The organism is Actinacidiphila acididurans (assembly GCF_016918855.1).
Classification (GTDB): Bacteria; Actinomycetota; Actinomycetes; order Streptomycetales; family Streptomycetaceae; genus Actinacidiphila; species Actinacidiphila acididurans.
Window position 1 is genome coordinate 400,268 of record NZ_JADKYB010000004.1, and the last position, 18,016, is coordinate 418,283.

The following is an 18,016-nucleotide window of genomic DNA, read 5'->3' on the forward strand; positions in this document are numbered from 1 at the left end:
CCTCAGCCGTTGTACGGGCCGTAGTCGTAGTCCTCCAGCGGGACCGCCTGGCCGGAGCCGGTGCCGAAGGGGCTGTAGTCGATGTCGTCGTAGCCGACGGCCGAGTACATCGCGGCCTTGGCCTCCTCGGTGGGCTCCACCCGGATGTTGCGGTAGCGGGACAGGCCCGTACCGGCCGGGATCAGCTTGCCGATGATGACGTTCTCCTTCAGACCCAGCAGCGAGTCCGACTTGGCGTGGATGGCCGCGTCCGTGAGCACCCGGGTCGTCTCCTGGAAGGAGGCGGCCGACAGCCAGGACTCGGTGGCCAGCGACGCCTTGGTGATGCCCATGAGCTGCGGACGACCCGAAGCCGGGTGACCGCCCTCGGACACCACGCGGCGGTTCTCCTGCTCGAACCGGCCGCGCTCGACCAGCTCGCCGGGCAGCAGCTCCGCGTCACCGGACTCGATGATCGTCACACGGCGCAGCATCTGCCGGATGATGATCTCGATGTGCTTGTCGTGGATCGACACACCCTGCGAGTTGTAGACCTTCTGGACCTCCTGCACCAGGTGGATCTGCACCTGGCGCTGGCCGAGGATGCGCAGCACGTCGTGCGGGTTGGTGGCACCCACGGTCAGCTTCTCGCCGACCTCGACGTGGTCGCCCTCGCCCACCAGCATGCGCACCCGCTTGGAGATCGGGTAGGCGATCTCGTCCGCCCCGTCGTCCGGGGTGACCACGATCTTCTTGGTCTTCTCGGTCTCCTCCACGCGCACCCGGCCGGCCGCCTCGGAGATCGGGGCGACGCCCTTGGGCACACGGGCCTCGAACAGCTCGACCACACGCGGCAGACCCTGCGTGATGTCCTCACCGGCGACACCACCGGTGTGGAACGTACGCATGGTGAGCTGGGTGCCGGGCTCGCCGATCGACTGGGCCGCGATGATGCCGACGGCCTCGCCGATGTCCACCAGCTTGCCGGTGGCCAGCGAGCGGCCGTAGCAGTACGCGCAGGTCCCGACGGCCGACTCGCAGGTCAGGATCGAGCGGACCTTGACCTCCTCGACGCCGCGCGCGACCAGCTGGTCGATCAGCACGTCACCGAGGTCGACGTTGGCGGGCGCGACGACCTTGCCGTCCACCACCACGTCCTCGGCGAGCATCCGCGCGTACACGCTGGTCTCGACGTCCTCCGCCTTGAGCAGCGTCCCGTCGGCCGCCCGGTCGGCGATCTTCAGTTTCAGACCGCGCTCGGTGCCGCAGTCCTCCTCGCGGATGATGACGTCCTGCGAGACGTCCACCAGACGCCGGGTGAGGTACCCGGAGTCGGCGGTACGCAGGGCGGTGTCGGCCAGACCCTTACGGGCACCGTGCGTGGAGATGAAGTACTCCAGCACGGACAGGCCCTCGCGGAAGGACGCCTTGATCGGCCGCGGGATGGTCTCGTTCTTGGCGTTCGAGACCAGGCCGCGCATACCCGCGATCTGACGCATCTGCATCATGTTTCCGCGGGCACCGGAGTCGACCATCATGAAGATCGGGTTGGTCTTCGGGAAGTTGGCGTTCATCGCCGCGGCAACCTCGTTGGTCGCCTTGGTCCAGATGCCGATCAGCTCGTCCGACCGCTCCTGCTTGGTGATCAGGCCGCGCTCGTACTGCTTCTGCACCTTCTCGTCCATCGCCTCGTACGTGGCGATGATGCCCTTCTTGGCCTCGGGCACCACGACGTCCGAGATGGCGACGGTCACGCCGGAGCGGGTCGCCCAGTGGAAGCCGGCCGCCTTCAGGTTGTCGAGCGTCGCCGCCACGATCACCTTCGGGTAGCGCTCGGCGAGGTCGTTGACGATCTCGGAGAGCTGCTTCTTGCCCACCGGGTAGTCCACGAACGGGTAGTCCTCGGGCAGCAGCTCGTTGAACAGCGCCCGACCCAGCGTGGTGCGCAGCCGGAAGCTGTCACCGAGCTGGTACGGCTCCTCGCCCTCGGCCGGCTCCGGCGGCGTCCAGGTGCGCGGCGGGACGGTGCCCACCGGGAACCGGATGTCGACCGGCGCCTGCATCGACAGCTCGCGGCTGTCGAACGCCATGATCGCCTCGGCGGTCGAGCCGAAGGCCCGGCCCTCGCCGGTGATCTCCCGCTCCTCCGAGTTGGTGGTCAGGAAGAACAGGCCGAGCACCATGTCCTGGGTGGGCATGGTCACCGGGCGGCCGTCGGCCGGCTTGAGGATGTTGTTCGAGGACAGCATCAGGATGCGGGCCTCGGCCTGCGCCTCCGCGGACAGCGGCAGGTGCACGGCCATCTGGTCGCCGTCGAAGTCCGCGTTGAAGGCGGTGCAGACCAGCGGGTGGATCTGGATGGCCTTGCCCTCGACGAGCTGCGGCTCGAACGCCTGGATGCCGAGCCGGTGCAGGGTCGGGGCGCGGTTGAGCAGCACCGGGTGCTCGGCGATGACCTCTTCGAGGACGTCGTACACCACGGTGCGGCCGCGCTCGACCATGCGCTTGGCCGACTTGATGTTCTGCGCGTGGTTCAGGTCGACCAGGCGCTTCATCACGAACGGCTTGAACAGCTCCAGCGCCATGGCCTTGGGCAGGCCGCACTGGTGCAGCTTGAGCTGCGGGCCGACGACGATCACCGAACGGGCGGAGTAGTCGACGCGCTTGCCGAGCAGGTTCTGGCGGAACCGGCCCTGCTTGCCCTTGAGCATGTCGGACAGCGACTTCAGCGGACGGTTGCCGGGCCCGGTCACCGGGCGGCCGCGGCGGCCGTTGTCGAAGAGCGCGTCGACGGCCTCCTGGAGCATGCGCTTCTCGTTGTTCACGATGATCTCGGGCGCGCCGAGGTCCAGCAGCCGCTTCAGGCGGTTGTTGCGGTTGATCACGCGGCGGTACAGGTCGTTCAGGTCGGAGGTGGCGAACCGGCCACCGTCGAGCTGCACCATCGGCCGCAGGTCCGGCGGGATCACCGGGACGCAGTCCAGCACCATGCCCTGCGGCTTGTTGCTGGTCTGGAGGAACGCCGAGACGACCTTGAGCCGCTTCAGGGCTCGGGTCTTCTTCTGGCCCTTGCCGGTGCGGATGATCTCCCGGAGCTTGGCGGCCTCCTCGTCCAGGTCGAAGGACTCCAGGCGCTTCTGCAGCGCCGCGGCACCCATCGAGCCCTGGAAGTACGTGCCGAAGCGGTCGCGCAGCTCGCGGTAGAGCAGCTCGTCGCCCTCCAGGTCCTGCACCTTGAGGTTCTTGAAGCGGGCCCAGACCTCGTCCAGCCGGTCCAGCTCGCGCTGGGAGCGGTCGCGCAGCTGCTTCATCTCGCGCTCGGCGCCTTCGCGCACCTTGCGGCGCACGTCGGCCTTGGCGCCCTCGTTCTCCAGCTCGCCGAGGTCGGCCTCCAGCTTCTTCTGCCGGGCCTCGACGTCGGCGTCACGGCGCTGCTCGACCTGCTGCCGCTCCACCGAGACCTGGGCCTCCAGCGAGGGCAGGTCGCGGGTGCGGCGCTCCTCGTCCACCCAGGTGATCATGTAGGCCGCGAAGTAGATGACCTTCTCCAGGTCCTTCGGGGCCAGGTCGAGCAGGTAGCCCAGGCGCGAGGGCACGCCCTTGAAGTACCAGATGTGCGTGACGGGCGCGGCCAGCTCGATGTGGCCCATCCGCTCACGGCGCACCTTGGCACGCGTCACCTCGACGCCGCACCGCTCGCAGATGATGCCCTTGAAGCGGACACGCTTGTACTTACCGCAGTAGCACTCCCAGTCCCGGGTGGGGCCGAAGATCTTCTCGCAGAAGAGCCCGTCCTTTTCCGGCTTCAGAGTGCGGTAGTTGATGGTCTCCGGCTTCTTGACCTCACCGTGCGACCAGGTCCGGATGTCGTCCGCGGTGGCCAGGCCGATCCGCAGCTCGTCGAAGAAGTTGACGTCGAGCACTGTGTCGTCAATCCCTCTCAGGGTTGTGCCCCTCGCGTCAGCGAGATATCAGGCTGTTGTGGTCTGTACGGGGCCGTGGGGGTCCCCCGGCGCCATGGATCGGCGCCGGGGAGCACCCGTCAGACCTCTTCGACGCTGCTCGGCTCGCGCCGGGACAGGTCGATACCGAGCTCCTCCGCCGCACGGAACACGTCCTCGTCGGTGTCCCGCATCTCGATGGACATGCCGTCCGAGGACAGCACCTCCACGTTGAGGCAGAGCGACTGCATCTCCTTGATGAGGACCTTGAAGGACTCCGGAATGCCGGGCTCGGGGATGTTCTCGCCCTTGACGATGGCCTCGTAGACCTTCACGCGGCCCAGAACGTCGTCGGACTTGATGGTCAGCAGCTCCTGGAGCGCGTACGCGGCGCCGTACGCTTCCAGCGCCCACACCTCCATCTCGCCGAAGCGCTGCCCGCCGAACTGCGCCTTACCGCCCAGCGGCTGCTGGGTGATCATCGAGTACGGGCCGGTCGAGCGGGCGTGCAGCTTGTCGTCCACCAGGTGGTGCAGCTTGAGGATGTACATGTAGCCGATCGAGATCGGGTCCGGGAACGGCTCACCGGAGCGGCCGTCGAACAGCCGGGCCTTGCCGGAGGGCAGCACCATGCGGTCGCCGTCCCGGTTGGGCACCGTGGCCTGGAACAGGCCGGTGATCTCGTCCTCGCGGGCACCGTCGAAGACCGGGGTGGCCACGTTGGTGTCCGGGTCCACCTGGCCGGCGCCGATGCCGTCGAGCCGGCGGGCCCACTCCTCGGCGATGCCGCTGACGTCCCAGCCCTGCTTGGCCAGCCACCCGAGGTGGATCTCCAGCACCTGGCCGGGGTTCATCCGGGAGGGGACGCCCAGCGGGTTGAGGATGATGTCCACCGGGGTGCCGTCCTCCAGGAACGGCATGTCCTCGACGGGCAGGATCTTGGAGATGACGCCCTTGTTGCCGTGCCGGCCGGCCAGCTTGTCACCGTCGGTGATCTTGCGCTTCTGGGCCACGTAGACCCGCACCAGCTGGTTGACGCCGGGCGGCAGCTCGTCGCCCTCCTCGCGGTCGAAGACGCGCACGCCGATGACCTTGCCGGTCTCGCCGTGCGGCACCTTCAGCGAGGTGTCGCGGACCTCACGGGCCTTCTCGCCGAAGATCGCGCGCAGCAGCCGCTCCTCCGGGGTCAGCTCGGTCTCGCCCTTCGGGGTGACCTTGCCGACCAGGATGTCGCCGGCCACCACGTCGGCGCCGATCCGGATGATGCCGCGCTCGTCGAGGTCGGCCAGCACCTCCTCGGAGACGTTCGGGATGTCCCGGGTGATCTCCTCGGGGCCCAGCTTGGTGTCACGGGCGTCGACCTCGTGCTCCTCGATGTGGATCGAGGACAGGACGTCGTCCTGCACCAGCCGCTGGGAGAGGATGATCGCGTCCTCGTAGTTGTGGCCCTCCCACGGCATGAACGCGACCAGCAGGTTCTTGCCGAGCGCCATCTCGCCCTCGTCCGTGGACGGGCCGTCGGCGAGCACCTGGCCGGCCACCACGCGGGCGCCCTCGTCCACGACCACCTTCTGGTTGAAGGAGGTGCCCTGGTTCGAGCGGCTGAACTTGGCGACCCGGTAGGTGGTGTACGTGCCGTCGTCGTTGGTGATCGTGACGTAGTCGGCGCTGACCTCCTGGACCACGCCGTCCTTCTCGGCCTTGATCACGTCGCCGGCGTCGACCGCGCAGCGGTACTCCATGCCGGTGCCGACCAGCGGCGCCTCCGCCTTGATCAGCGGCACGGCCTGGCGCATCATGTTCGATCCCATGAGCGCGCGGTTGGCGTCGTCGTGCTCCAGGAACGGGATCATGGCGGTCGCGACCGACACCATCTGGCGCGGCGAGACGTCCATGTAGTCCACGTCGTCGCCGGGGATGTAGTCGACCTCGCCGCCACGGCGGCGCACCAGAACGCGGCCCTCGGCGAACCGCAGCTCGTCGGTCAGCGGCGCGTTGGCCTGCGCGATGACGAAGCGGTCCTCCTCGTCGGCGGTCAGGTAGTCCACGTCGTCGGTGACCTGGCCGTCGACCACCTTGCGGTAGGGGGTCTCGACGAAGCCGAACGCGTTGACCCGGCCGTACGACGCCAGCGAGCCGATCAGACCGATGTTCGGGCCTTCGGGGGTCTCGATCGGGCACATCCGGCCGTAGTGGGACGGGTGCACGTCACGGACCTCGAAGCCGGCCCGCTCACGGGACAGACCGCCGGGGCCCAGCGCCGACAGGCGGCGCTTGTGGGTCAGGCCGGACAGCGGGTTCGTCTGGTCCATGAACTGGGAGAGCTGGCTGGTGCCGAAGAACTCCTTGATGGAGGCGACGACCGGCCGGATGTTGATCAGGGTCTGCGGCGTGATCGCCTCGACGTCCTGGGTCGTCATCCGCTCCCGGACCACGCGCTCCATCCGGGCCAGGCCGGTACGGACCTGGTTCTGGATGAGCTCGCCGACGTTGCGCAGGCGGCGGTTGCCGAAGTGGTCGATGTCGTCCACCTCGACCACGATGCTCTGGCCGTTCTCGCCGAGCGTCTCGGTCTCACCGGCGTGCAGCTTCACCAGGTACTTGATCGTGGCGATGATGTCGTCGGTGGTGAGCACGCCCGCGTCCAGCGGCGCGTCGCTGCCCAGCTTCTTGTTGACCTTGTAGCGGCCGACCTTGGCAAGGTCGTAGCGCTTCGGGTTGAAGTACAGGTTCTCCAGCAGGGTCTGGGCGGCCTCCTTGGTCGGCGGCTCGCCCGGACGCAGCTTGCGGTAGATGTCCAGCAGCGCGTCGTCCTGGCCCTGGGTGTGGTCCTTCTCCAGGGTGGCGCGCATCGACTCGTAGTCGCCGAACTCGTCCAGGATCTGCTCGGTGCTCCAGCCGAGCGCCTTGAGCAGCACGGTGACCGACTGCTTGCGCTTGCGGTCGATGCGCACACCGACCATGTCGCGCTTGTCGATCTCCATCTCCAGCCAGGCACCCCGGGACGGGATGATCTTGGCGGAGAAGATGTCCTTGTCCGACGTCTTGTCGATCTGGCTGTCGAAGTAGACACCCGGCGAGCGCACGAGCTGCGAGACGACGACACGCTCGGTGCCGTTGATGCAGAAGGTGCCCTTGCTGGTCATCAGGGGGAAGTCGCCCATGAAGACCGTCTGGGACTTGATCTCGCCGGTCTCGTTGTTGGTGAACTCGGCGGTGACGAAGAGCGGGGCGCCGTAGGTGAAGTCGCGCTCCTTGCACTCGTCCAGCGAGTTCTTCGGCGGCTCGAAGCGGTGGTCGCGGAAAGTGAGCGACATCGACCCGCTGAAGTCCTCGATCGGGGAGATCTCCTCGAAGATCTCCTCCAGACCGGACTTCCGGGGGACGTCCTGCCCACTGTCCAGGGCCGCCTCGACCCGGGCCTTCCACGCGGCGTTGCCGAGCAGCCAGTCAAAGCTCTCGGTCTGGAGCGCGAGGAGGTTCGGAACTTCGAGCGGTTCACGGATCTTCGCAAAGGAGATGCGCAGCGGTGCGGTGCTTGCGCCGTTGTTCGAATTGGCAGTCGAGGCGTTGCGCGAGGCGGCCAAGAGGGGGTCCTTCCGAGGGCTCGGACTCACTACGCGCGTACCGGTCGGTCCGCCCCTGAGCGGAAGGAGAAACGCCCTGGTGAAAGGGCTGCTCCCGGGTGCTCAGACGTGGGCATGCCGCTGGTGACGGGCCAGGCGACAGCTAACAGGCAGCGCAAAGGGTCAGTGTAGCCACTTGGCCCACTGATGTCCAGAGCTGTGATTCGGAGTACCGAATCGTCGCCCCCTCGCTCTGTCTCGCGGACCTCCGGCCACCCTCGGAGCTGGAACCGGATCCGCACCCGTCACGCTGCATCGTCATGCATTCCCGCATCGGAACCGATCCATGCATCGGACCCGCATCCAACCCGGGACGCTGTGTCGAACCGTCCTGAGAATTGCGCGCTGCGTGCCATCCGTCAAGGCCCCGGCCTTGTGGAGATCCAAAACGAGCAGGGGCGGCCACCCGTTCGGGTGGCCGCCCCGCGGCAGGGCGGGGAGCCGATGACCCCCTGATGCCCTGCTGATGGTGCCTGGGTGGTGCGAGGTGTTACTTGACCTCGACCGAGGCGCCGGCGGCCTCGAGGGCCTCCTTGCCCTTGTCCGCGGCCTCCTTGTTGACCTTCTCCAGGACGGGCTTCGGGGCGCCGTCCACGAGGTCCTTGGCCTCCTTCAGGCCGAGCGAGGTCAGCTCGCGCACGACCTTGATGACCTGGATCTTCTTCTCGCCCGCGCCGGTGAGGATGACGTCGAACTCGTCCTTCTCCTCCTCGACCGGGGCGGCCGGGCCGCCCACGGCCGCACCGGCGGCGACCGCGACCGGGGCGGCGGCGGTGACGTCGAACTTCTCCTCGAACGCCTTCACGAAGTCGGCGAGCTCGAGAAGGGTCATCTCCTCGAACTGGGCGAGCAGGTCTTCCTTGTTGAGCTTGGTCGCCATGCTGGCGGTCCTTCCACTGATCGGCTGGTGCCGGATGTACAGGTCAGCGGGCGTACACATCGGGCCCGCGGCGACCGCGCCCGGGGTGGGCGACGGTCAATGTGCGCGCCGGGTTACTCGGCACCTTCCTGCTCGGCCAGCTTGGCCCGAAGCGCCTCCGCGGTGCGGACGAACTTCGACGGGAGCGCCTGGAAGAGCGCGGCAGTCTGGGACTGCTTGGCCTTCATGGCGCCGGCCAGCTTGGCCAGCAGGACCTCGCGCGACTCCAGGTCCGCGAGCTGCTTGATCTCGTCGGCGGACATCGCCTTGCCGTCGAGGACACCGCCCTTGATGACCAGCGCGGGGTTGTCCTTGGCGAAGTCACGCAGACCCTTCGCCGCCTCGACCGGGTCACCGGTGACGAAGGCGACGGCCGACGGACCCGCGAACAGGTCGTCGATCGTGTTGATCCCGGCCTCGTTGGCCGCGATCTTGGTCAGCGTGTTCTTCACCACGGCGTACGTGGCGTTCTCACCGAGTGAACGGCGCAGCGTCTTGAGCTGCGCCACGGTGAGACCGCGGTACTCGGTCAGCACGGCGGCGTTCGATGCGCGGAACTTGTCCGTCAACTCGGCCACTGCGCCGGCCTTGTCGGGCCTCGCCATGAGTCTCGGCCTCCTTCCGGGGTGGATTCCGGGTGAATACGGACCGCCCGGTGGGCGAAGGAGGTTCCTCACACGACAAACGCCCCGGCGCAGGCGCACGGGGCGTGACTCGACGGAAGCACGACGTGCCTCCGGAGTTCTTCCACGGTCACCTGCGCAGGCCGTCCGCACTCGGCGGATCCTTCGGCCGTCCCACCCCCTGACGAAGGCACGACGACAACCAGCGGTCTCTGGCTACCGGAGCAGAGTACGGGACCCGGTCCCCGCGGGGCAAATCGCCCCCTGGGGCCGGGGCCGGCGGGCGTACGACACCGCCCCGCACCCGGCGGACCGGGAGCGGGGCGGCTGGTCGTGCGCAGTGCAGTGCTGCGCGAGGGTACGAGGCCGCGCGGGGCGGCCGGGCCCGGGGCTCAGACGGCCGCCGGGTCCTCCTCGACCATCAGGTTGCGGGTGCGGTTGGGGTCGACCGGGATGCCGGGGCCCATGGTGGTGGACAGGGCGGCCTTCTTCAGGTACCGGCCCTTGGCGGCGGACGGCTTCAGCCGCAGGATCTCCTCGAGCGCCGCCGAGTAGTTCTCCACGAGCTGGGCGTCGTCGAAGGACACCTTGCCGATGATGAAGTGCAGGTTCGAGTGCTTGTCGACGCGGAACTCGATCTTGCCGCCCTTGATCTCGGTGACCGCCTTGGCCACGTCGGGCGTCACGGTGCCGGTCTTCGGGTTCGGCATCAGGCCGCGCGGGCCGAGCACCCGGCCCAGCCGGCCGACCTTGCCCATCAGGTCCGGCGTGGCGACGACGGCGTCGAAGTCCAGCCGGCCCTTGGCCACCTCGTCGATGAGCTCGTCGGAGCCGACGATGTCGGCTCCGGCGGCCTCCGCTGCCGCGGCACGGTCACCAGTGGCGAAGACCAGGACCCGGGCGGTCTTGCCGGTGCCGTGCGGAAGGTTCACGGTGCCGCGGACCATCTGGTCGGCCTTGCGCGGGTCGACACCCAGGCGGAAGGCGACCTCGACGGTCGAGTCGAACTTGGTGGTCGCGGTGTTCTTGGCGAGGCGGACGGCCTCCAGGGGCGCGTACAGACGCTCCCGGTCGACCTGGTTGTCCGCAGCGCGGAGAGACTTGCTGCGCTTGCTCACGTGCTGCTCCTGATCATGTGATCGTCGGTGTGGAGTCGTGGTGCGGGCCGAGCCAGCCCTGCCACGTGCGCCGTACGGCAGCTGCCGCCGTCGGGCGCGGAATGCGTACGGGTGTCAGCCCTCGACCGTGATGCCCATGGAGCGGGCGGTGCCGGCGATGATCTTCTCGGCGGCGTCCAGGTCGTTGGCGTTCAGGTCGGGGAGCTTGGTGGTGGCGATCTCGCGGACCTGGTCGCGGGTGAGCTTGGCGACCTTGGTCTTGTGCGGCTCGCCGGAGCCCTTGTCCACGCCCGCGGCCTTCAGGATCAGCTTGGCGGCCGGCGGAGTCTTGGTGATGAAGGTGAAGGTGCGGTCCTCGTAGACCGTGATCTCCACCGGGATCACCATGCCGCGCTGCGACTCGGTGGCCGCGTTGTACGCCTTGCAGAATTCCATGATGTTCACGCCGTGCTGACCCAGCGCGGGGCCGACCGGCGGGGCCGGGTTGGCCGCACCGGCGTTGATCTGGAGCTTGATCAGCCCCGTGACCTTCTTCTTCTTGGGAGGCATGTGCTCTCTCCGGGTCCTTGGTGATTTGTCCATGCCTGCGCGCAGGCATACCCGGCAACTTTAATGGGTACCCACCCGAAACTTAAATCGGGTTCCCACGGGCACGGCCCCGTACGGTCAGTGCGCGATGCCGTCGATCAGCTCGCGCGCGCCCTGCCGCAGCAGCGCCACCGCGACCGAGGTGCCCAGCGTCGCCGGGTCGAGCCGGCCGGCCCACTCGTGGGCGTTGAGCACGGTCTTGCCGTCGGGAGTGAACACCGAGGCACGCAGCGAGAGCTCGCCGTTGCCCTCGGCGCGGGCGTAGCCGGCGATCGGCGAGTTGCAGTGGCCCTGCAGGACGTGCAGGAACATCCGCTCGGCGGTCGCCTCGCGGTGGGTGTCCGGGTCGCCGAGGCCGGAGACCGCCGCGATGAGGTCGTCATCCCCTTCGCGGCACTGGAGGGCGAGGATGCCGGCCCCGATCGGCGGCATCATCGTCTCGGGCGGGAGCACCTCGGTGATCGCGTCGGTACGGCCGATCCGCTCCAGCCCGGAGACCGCGAGCAGCAGTGCGTCGGCGTCGCCGGCCGCGAGCTTTTCCAGCCGGCGGTTGGCGTTGCCGCGCATCGGCACGCACTCCAGGTGCGGGTAGGACGCGGCGAGTTGCGCCTTGCGGCGCACCGAGGAGGTGCCGATCCGGGTGCCGGCCGGGAGCCGGTCCAGGCGCAGGCCGCCGGGGTGGACCAGGGCGTCGCGGATGTCGTCGCGCTTGAGGAAGGCGGCGAACATGGTGCCGGCCGGCAGCGGGCGGTCGGCGGGCACGTCCTTGACGCAGTGCACGGCGAGGTCGGCGTGGCCGGCCAGCAGCGCGGCGTCCACTTCCTTGGTGAACGCGCCCTTGCCCTCGACCTTGGACAGGTCGCCCATCCACTTGTCGCCGGTGGTCTTCACCGGTACGACCTCGGTGCGGACACCCGGGTGCAGCGCGCCCAGTTCGGCCCGCACCCGCTCGACCTGAGCCAGGGCCATGGGCGAGTCGCGGGAGACGATACGGATCAGTTCGGGCACCGACATGCCCACCACGATAGCCGGTGCCGCTCGACGCTCCGCAGGGTGCCCCCCGGGCCCCGGTCGCGTAAAGCCCGGGTCTACGCGGGAAGAATTCTTGGCATGAACACTTCCCCTAGGGCCGGATCGCTTGCTACCAAGTGGTAGCCAGCTTTCCGCCCAGGGAGGTTCCGTGAGACTGACCAAGTCGTTATCAGCCCTCGCCACGCTGGTCTTCGCGATGGTGATCAGCCTGGTCCTGACCGGTCCGGCGCATGCGGCCGGGACCGCGTACGTCGCGCTCGGGGACTCGTACGCGGCCGGCAACGGCGCGGGGAACTACGACAGCGCCAGCGGCGACTGCCACCGCAGCTTCAGCGCGTACCCCTACCTGTGGAAGAACGCCCACTCGCCGTCCTCGTTCGCCGACACCGCGTGCTCCGGCGCGGTGACCACGGACGTGACCAACAGCCAGCTCGGCCCGCTCAGCGCGTCCACCGGCCTGGTCTCGGTCACGATCGGCGGCAACGACGCGGGCTTCTCCGACGTCATCACCACCTGCGTGACCGGCTCCGACACCACCTGCGTGAACCGGGTCGACCAGGCCGAGAGCTACGCCCAGAACACCCTCCCGGGCCGGCTGGACGCCACGTACAACGCGATCCGGGCCAAGGCGCCCAACGCCAAGGTGGTCGTCCTGGGCTACCCGCGGCTCTACACCCTGAACGTCTTCTGCATCGGCCTCAGCGACACCAAGCACCGCAAGATCGACGAGGCCGCCGACGTCCTGGACAACGTGATCGCCACCCGCGCCGCCGCCCACGGCTTCACCTTCGGCGACGTGCGCAACACCTTCAACGGCCACGAGCTCTGCTCGGGCGACGACTGGCTGCACTCCCTGGTCATCTCCCCGACCTGGGAGTCCTACCACCCCACCGCCACCGGCCACGCCAGCGGCTACTACCCCGTCCTCAACGCCAACAGCTGAGCGCGTCCCGAACGGAACCAGCACGAAAAGGGCCCCCGACCGACGGATGTCCGTCGGCCGGGGGCCCTTTCGACGACCGGAAAGGCCGGAAAACCTGGTTCTTCCGGAGAAGCCTAGTTCTTCTGGATCTGGTCGAAGCTCAGCTCGACCGGGGTCTCGCGGCCGAAGATCTCGACCAGGCCCTTGACCTTCTTCGAGTCCGGGTTGATCTCGTTGATCGTGGCCTGGAGGGTGGCGAAGGGACCGTCGGTGACGGTGACCGAGTCGCCCACCTCGAAGTCCAGCACCTGGACCTCGACCTTGCGGGGGACCGCGGTGCCCTCGGCGATCGCGGCGGCCTCGGCAGCGGCCTCGACCTCGGGAGCGAGCATCTTGACGATCTCGTCCAGGGTCAGCGGGTACGGGTCGTACGCGTTGCCGACGAAGCCGGTGACGCCCGGCGTGTTGCGGACCACGCCCCACGACTCGTTGGTCAGGTCCATGCGCACCAGGACGTATCCGGGCAGCTTGTTCTGCCGGATCGTCTTGCGGTCGCCGTTCTTGATCTGGACGACCTCTTCCTGGGGCACCTCGGCCTGGTAGATGTACTCCTCGACGTTCAGCGAGACGGCCCGCTGCTCCAGGTTGGACTTCACCCGGTTCTCGTAGCCGGCGTACGTGTGGATCACGTACCACTCGCCGGGCAGAGACCGCAGCTCGTCGCGGAAAGCAGCCACCGGGTCCACGGCCTCGGCCGCGACGGCGCCTTCCTGCTCCCCCTCGTCGCCCTCGTCGTCCCCCTGCGCGACGTCGTCGTCGTCGGCGTGCACCGCCGCGCTCTCGGCCGGCTCACCGGCCGCGAGGTCGGCAGCCTCGGCCTCGTCGACGTCGCCGTCGGCCGCATCCACGATGTCGAGCGCGGTGTCGTCGTCGTGTTCGTCCCGCGCGTCACGCACGGACTCGTCGGCGGCATCGGCGTCGTACACGTTCGGGTCAGACACGGTGCTGCTTCTTCCTGACTTCAGAGGTGGAACAAACGGTGGCGCCGCCTTCGGCGCCGCTCACCGCGGATCAGCCGAAGACGGAGGAAACAAGCCTTGAGAATCCCCAGTCAACCAGACTCACGAACGCAATGACCGCCACCACGAACACGATCACCACAGTGGTGTAGGTAATGAGGTCGTTCCGGCTCGGCCAGACAACCTTGCGCAGCTCCGCGACAATCTGGCGGTAGAAAAGGGCAAGACGCCCGAGCGGGCCCTTCTTGCCGCGCTTGCCACCTCGGCGGGGCTTCTTCTCGGTCTCCGGGTCCTGAGTCGTTCCCGGCTCAGGGACGTCGATGGAGTCCGTGATCTCAGTCACTCGTCCTCACCTGACTCCGGTCGTGGCCATGCCGCGCCCGTCGCGCGGTACGGCGAGTGCTTACCTACCCACATCCACCATTGGACGTGTGGAGCAGGGCCGGAGGGACTTGAACCCCCAACCACTGGTTTTGGAGACCAGTGCTCTACCAATTGAGCTACGACCCTATGCCGACTCCCCCAACGTACAGCAGGAGCTGCGGTTGGGAGGGCCACCGACCGATGAGTGTACGTGAGCAACGGCCCCCCGTCGAACGCCTTGCGCCGCCAATTGCCGCGACCTCTGCCACGACCTCTGCCACGACCTCCGGCCGAGGACCGTCCGCGGCGGTTCCGGAAACCGCGGTGCCGGGGGTCCGCGAGGTCTGGGAGCATGCAGTCATGAGCGCAGCAACCCCCTCCGTCACGTCACCGACCCAGCGGCGGGTGTCCGCCCGCGTCGGGTCGATCTCCGAGTCGGCCACCCTGGCCGTCGACGCCAAGGCCAAGGCCCTCAAGGCCGCCGGGCGCCCGGTCATCGGCTTCGGCGCCGGCGAGCCCGACTTCCCCACGCCCGACTACATCGTCGAGGCCGCGGTCGAGGCGTGCCGCACGACCCGGTTCCACCGCTACACCCCGGCCGGCGGCCTCCCCGAGCTGAAGGCCGCCATCGCCGCCAAGACCCTGCGCGACTCCGGCTACGAGGTGGACGCCTCGCAGGTGCTGGTCACCAACGGCGGCAAGCAGGCCATCTACGAGGCGTTCGCCGCCATCCTGGACCCGGGTGACGAGGTCATCGTGCCCGCGCCGTACTGGACCACGTACCCCGAGTCGATCCGGCTCGCCGGCGGCGTCCCGGTGGAGGTCGTCGCGGACGAGACGACCGGCTACCGGGTCTCCGTGGAGCAGTTGGAGGCGGCCCGCACCGAGCGCACCAAGGTGCTGCTGTTCGTCTCGCCGTCCAACCCGACCGGCGCGGTCTACAGCGAGGCCGAGTCCGAGGCGATCGGCCGCTGGGCCGTCGAGCACGGCCTGTGGGTGCTCACCGACGAGATCTACGAGCACCTGGTGTACGGCGACGCCGCCTTCACCTCGCTGCCGGCGATCGTCCCCGAGCTGCGCGACAAGTGCGTCGTCGTCAACGGCGTGGCCAAGACGTACGCCATGACCGGCTGGCGGGTCGGGTGGATCGTCGGCCCCCAGGACGTGGTCAAGGCCGCCACCAACCTCCAGTCGCACGCCACCTCCAATGTGGCGAACGTCTCGCAGGCCGCCGCCCTCGCCGCGGTCTCCGGCAGCCTGGAGGCGGTCGCGGCGATGCGTACCGCCTTCGACCGGCGCCGCCGCACCATCGTGCGGATGCTCAACGAGATCGACGGTGTGCTGTGCCCCACTCCCGAGGGCGCCTTTTACGCCTACCCGTCGGTCAAGGCGCTGCTCGGCAAGGAGATCCGCGGCAAGCGCCCGCAGACCTCCATGGAACTGGCCGCCCTGATCCTGGACGAGGCCGAGGTCGCGGTGGTCCCCGGTGAGGCCTTCGGCACCCCCGGCTACCTGCGGCTTTCCTACGCGCTGGGCGACGAGGACCTGGCCGAGGGCGTCTCCCGGCTGCAGAAGCTGCTGGGTGAGGCATCCCACTGACGTCTGCCTGACCGGGGCCGTACGGCGGGCGCCCGGCGCCCGTACCCTCGACCTGTACATCCCACCCACAGCAGTTCGGTCAAGCCCCCGTTCGGTGAAAGCGCTACCGGGCGGGGGCCGTCGTACAGCAGGATCAGTAAATGGCACGCGAGGCACCCCCGCGGGCCCGGGACATCCGGCGCCTGCCCAAGGCACATCTGCATCTGCACTTCACCGGGTCGATGCGGCCCGCCACCCTGCTGGAACTGGCCGACCGGCACGGGGTCCACCTGCCCGAGGCGCTGACCTCGGGCCGGCCGCCGAGCCTGCGCGCCACCGACGAGCGCGGCTGGTTCCGCTTCCAGCGGCTGTACGACATCGCCCGCTCGTGCCTGCGCACCCCGGAGGACATCCAGCGGCTGGTCCGCGAGGCCGCCGAGGAGGATGCCCAGGACGGCTCCGGCTGGCTGGAGATCCAGGTCGACCCCACCTCGTACGCGCCCCGGCTGGGCGGGCTGATCCCCACCATGGAGATCATCCTCGATGCTGTGCGGACCGCCTCCCGCGACACCGGGGTGGGCATGGCGGTGATCGTGGCCGCCAACCGCATGAAGCACCCCCTGGACGCCCGTACCCTGGCCCGACTCGCGGTCCGCTACCAGGACCAAGGGGTCGTCGGCTTCGGGCTGTCCAACGACGAACGCCGCGGTCTGGCCCGCGACTTCGACCGGGCCTTCGCCATCGCCCGTGAAGGGGGCCTGCTGGCCGCCCCGCACGGCGGCGAACTCTCCGGCCCGGCCAGCGTCCGCGACTGCCTGGACGACCTGCACGCGCAGCGGATCGGCCACGGAGTGCGGGCCGCCGAGGACCCCCGGCTCCTGCGCCGGCTCGCCGACAAGGGCGTCACCTGCGAGGTCTGCCCCGCCTCCAACGTCGCCCTCGGCGTCTACGACAAGCCCGAGGAGGTCCCCCTGCGCACCCTCTTCGACGCCGGCGTCCCCCTCGCCCTCGGCGCGGACGACCCCCTCCTCTTCGGCTCCCGCCTGGCGGCGCAGTACGGGATCGCTCGGGACACCCATTGCTTCACCGACGAGGAACTCGCCGAACTCGCCCGGCAGTCGGTGCGGGGCTCCCGCGCCCCGGCCGCGGTACGGGATCGCCTGCTGGCGGGCATCGACGAGTGGGTGGCCTGAACGGTCGGGGGTTCGCCCGGAGTACCTAAAGGGGCGCTCCCGGCGAACCCTTCGCCCTAGAGGCTGACCCCCACCATCACCGGCTCGTTGACCAGGGTCACCCCGAACGCCTCGCGGACCCCGTCCCGTACTTCCCGGGCGAGCGCCAGCAGGTCGGAGGTGGTGGCCGTACCCCGATTGGTCAGGGCGAGGGTGTGCTTGGTGGAGATGCGGGCCGGCCCGGAGCCGTACCCCTTGGTGAAGCCGGCCTTGTCGATGAGCCAGGCGGCAGACGTCTTCGTGCGGTTCTCGCCGTCCGGGTAGGCGGGGGGCGCCACGTCCGGGCCGAGCCGCTCGCGCGCCCGGGCGAGGAAGGCGGCGTACGCGGCAGCGTCCAGCACCGGGTTGGTGAAGAAGGAGCCGGCCGACCAGGTGTCGTGGTCGGCAGGGTCGAGCACCATGCCCTTGCCGGCTCGCAGCGCCAGTACGGTCTCGCGGGCCTTGGCGAGCGGTACGCGGTCGCCGGGCTCGACGCCCAGCGCGCGGGCGGTCTCGGCGTATTTCACGGGCCCGGACAGCCCGCCGGCGTCCTCCAGCCCGAACCGCACCCGCAGCACGACGTAGCGCGCCGGGTCCGCCTTGAAGCGGCTGCCGCGGTAGGTGAAGGCGCAGGCGGCGTTGTCCAGCGTCACCACCTCGCCGGCCCGCCGGTCGTAGGCGACGACCTCGGTGATCGTGCCGGCCACTTCCTGGCCGTACGCCCCGACGTTCTGGATGGGTGTGGCGCCGGCCGAGCCGGGGATGCCGGCCAGGCACTCGACGCCGGCCAGGCCGGCCCGTACGGTCTCGGCGACGGCGTCCGTCCACACCTCGCCCGCGGCCAGTTCCAGCCGGGTGCCGCGCAGGTCCACCCCGCGGGTGGCGATCCGTACCGCGGTGCCGGCGAAGCCCTCGTCGCCGATCACCAGGTTGCTGCCGCCGCCGACGAGCAGCACCGGCTCGCCGCGGTGGTCGGCGTCACGGACCGTCGCGACGAGTTCCTCGTCGGTGGTCACCGTCACCAGACGGTCGGCGGGTCCGCCGAGCCGGAAGGTGGTCAGGGGGGCCAGCGGTCCGTTCGTCGTCACGTGCACGCA

At 69.2% G+C, this 18,016-nt stretch carries 13 protein-coding genes and 1 tRNA gene; 3 read left to right on the top strand and 11 right to left on the bottom strand.

All coding sequences use genetic code 11. The features are described from left to right. Positions 1-2 precede the first annotated feature (2 nt). The 7 genes from ITX44_RS09605 to hemC all read right to left on the bottom strand — a co-directional run bounded on the left by ITX44_RS09605 (position 3) and on the right by hemC (position 11,808). Positions 3-3,902 carry a DNA-directed RNA polymerase subunit beta' gene (locus ITX44_RS09605; RefSeq protein ID WP_205356639.1) on the bottom strand — a complete coding sequence of 1,300 codons (3,900 nt, stop codon included), beginning with the start codon at positions 3,900-3,902 and terminating at the stop codon, positions 3-5. A 119-nt stretch (positions 3,903-4,021) separates the two neighbouring features. Continuing rightward, complete coding sequence (rpoB, locus tag ITX44_RS09610; protein WP_205356640.1) at positions 4,022-7,507, bottom strand: DNA-directed RNA polymerase subunit beta; 3,486 nt, start codon at positions 7,505-7,507, stop codon at positions 4,022-4,024. A gap of 529 nt (positions 7,508-8,036) precedes the next feature. Next, positions 8,037-8,426 (bottom strand): 50S ribosomal protein L7/L12, encoded by a 390-nt coding sequence (gene rplL / locus ITX44_RS09615; protein WP_205356641.1) that lies wholly within the window; start codon positions 8,424-8,426, stop codon positions 8,037-8,039. Positions 8,427-8,539: 113 nt separating this feature from the next. Continuing rightward, positions 8,540-9,070 (bottom strand): 50S ribosomal protein L10, encoded by a 531-nt coding sequence (rplJ, locus tag ITX44_RS09620; protein WP_205356642.1) that lies wholly within the window; start codon positions 9,068-9,070, stop codon positions 8,540-8,542. A 410-nt stretch (positions 9,071-9,480) separates the two neighbouring features. Next, positions 9,481-10,206, bottom strand: a complete 726-nt coding sequence (gene rplA / locus ITX44_RS09625) for a 50S ribosomal protein L1 (RefSeq protein WP_205356643.1) — start codon at positions 10,204-10,206, stop codon at positions 9,481-9,483. A gap of 114 nt (positions 10,207-10,320) precedes the next feature. Then, positions 10,321-10,755 (bottom strand): 50S ribosomal protein L11, encoded by a 435-nt coding sequence (gene rplK, locus ITX44_RS09630; RefSeq protein WP_069462611.1) that lies wholly within the window; start codon positions 10,753-10,755, stop codon positions 10,321-10,323. A gap of 117 nt (positions 10,756-10,872) precedes the next feature. Then, positions 10,873-11,808, bottom strand: coding sequence for a hydroxymethylbilane synthase (gene hemC / locus ITX44_RS09635; protein WP_205356644.1), 936 nt, complete (start codon positions 11,806-11,808; stop codon positions 10,873-10,875). A 166-nt stretch (positions 11,809-11,974) separates the two neighbouring features. On the opposite strand from hemC, the gene ITX44_RS09640 reads away from it, so the two are divergent. Beyond that, a complete protein-coding gene (locus ITX44_RS09640; RefSeq protein ID WP_372440863.1) occupies positions 11,975-12,769 on the top strand; it encodes an SGNH/GDSL hydrolase family protein in 795 nt (264 codons plus the stop codon). Positions 12,770-12,882: 113 nt separating this feature from the next. Here ITX44_RS09640 and nusG read toward each other — a convergent pair whose 3' ends face one another. From nusG to ITX44_RS09655, 3 genes are all read right to left on the bottom strand, one after another. Continuing rightward, positions 12,883-13,749 carry a transcription termination/antitermination protein NusG gene (gene nusG / locus ITX44_RS09645; protein WP_205356645.1) on the bottom strand — a complete coding sequence of 289 codons (867 nt, stop codon included), beginning with the start codon at positions 13,747-13,749 and terminating at the stop codon, positions 12,883-12,885. 70 nt (positions 13,750-13,819) lie between these two features. Then, the gene (secE, locus tag ITX44_RS09650) at positions 13,820-14,110 is read right to left on the bottom strand and encodes a preprotein translocase subunit SecE (RefSeq protein WP_205356646.1); all 291 of its coding nucleotides are present in this window, start codon (positions 14,108-14,110) and stop codon (positions 13,820-13,822) included. Positions 14,111-14,204: 94 nt separating this feature from the next. Continuing rightward, positions 14,205-14,277, bottom strand: a tRNA-Trp gene (locus ITX44_RS09655). Positions 14,278-14,490: 213 nt separating this feature from the next. Between ITX44_RS09655 and ITX44_RS09660 the strand changes: the two genes are divergently transcribed. Both ITX44_RS09660 and ITX44_RS09665 read left to right on the top strand, forming a co-directional pair. Then, positions 14,491-15,729: a pyridoxal phosphate-dependent aminotransferase gene (locus tag ITX44_RS09660; protein WP_205356647.1), complete on the top strand. Its 1,239-nt coding sequence runs from the start codon at positions 14,491-14,493 to the stop codon at positions 15,727-15,729. A 140-nt stretch (positions 15,730-15,869) separates the two neighbouring features. After that, positions 15,870-16,901 (top strand): adenosine deaminase, encoded by a 1,032-nt coding sequence (locus tag ITX44_RS09665; protein ID WP_205356648.1) that lies wholly within the window; start codon positions 15,870-15,872, stop codon positions 16,899-16,901. A 56-nt stretch (positions 16,902-16,957) separates the two neighbouring features. Here the strand turns inward: ITX44_RS09665 and ITX44_RS09670 are convergent, their stop codons facing one another. Further along, a complete protein-coding gene (locus ITX44_RS09670; RefSeq protein WP_372440864.1) occupies positions 16,958-18,007 on the bottom strand; it encodes a UDP-N-acetylmuramate dehydrogenase in 1,050 nt (349 codons plus the stop codon). Between the last annotated feature and the right edge of the window lie 9 nt (positions 18,008-18,016).

Excerpts from the sequence above, each read along its gene's own strand:
- rplL (WP_205356641.1), bottom strand. The coding sequence starts at position 8,426 with ATGGCGACCAAGCTCAACAAGGAAGACCTGCTCGCCCAGTTCGAGGAG.
- rplK (WP_069462611.1), bottom strand. The coding sequence starts at position 10,755 with ATGCCTCCCAAGAAGAAGAAGGTCACGGGGCTGATCAAGCTCCAGATC.
- rplJ (WP_205356642.1), bottom strand. The coding sequence starts at position 9,070 with ATGGCGAGGCCCGACAAGGCCGGCGCAGTGGCCGAGTTGACGGACAAG.
- hemC (WP_205356644.1), bottom strand. The coding sequence starts at position 11,808 with ATGTCGGTGCCCGAACTGATCCGTATCGTCTCCCGCGACTCGCCCATG.
- ITX44_RS09660 (WP_205356647.1), top strand. The coding sequence starts at position 14,491 with ATGAGCGCAGCAACCCCCTCCGTCACGTCACCGACCCAGCGGCGGGTG.
- ITX44_RS09665 (WP_205356648.1), top strand. The coding sequence starts at position 15,870 with ATGGCACGCGAGGCACCCCCGCGGGCCCGGGACATCCGGCGCCTGCCC.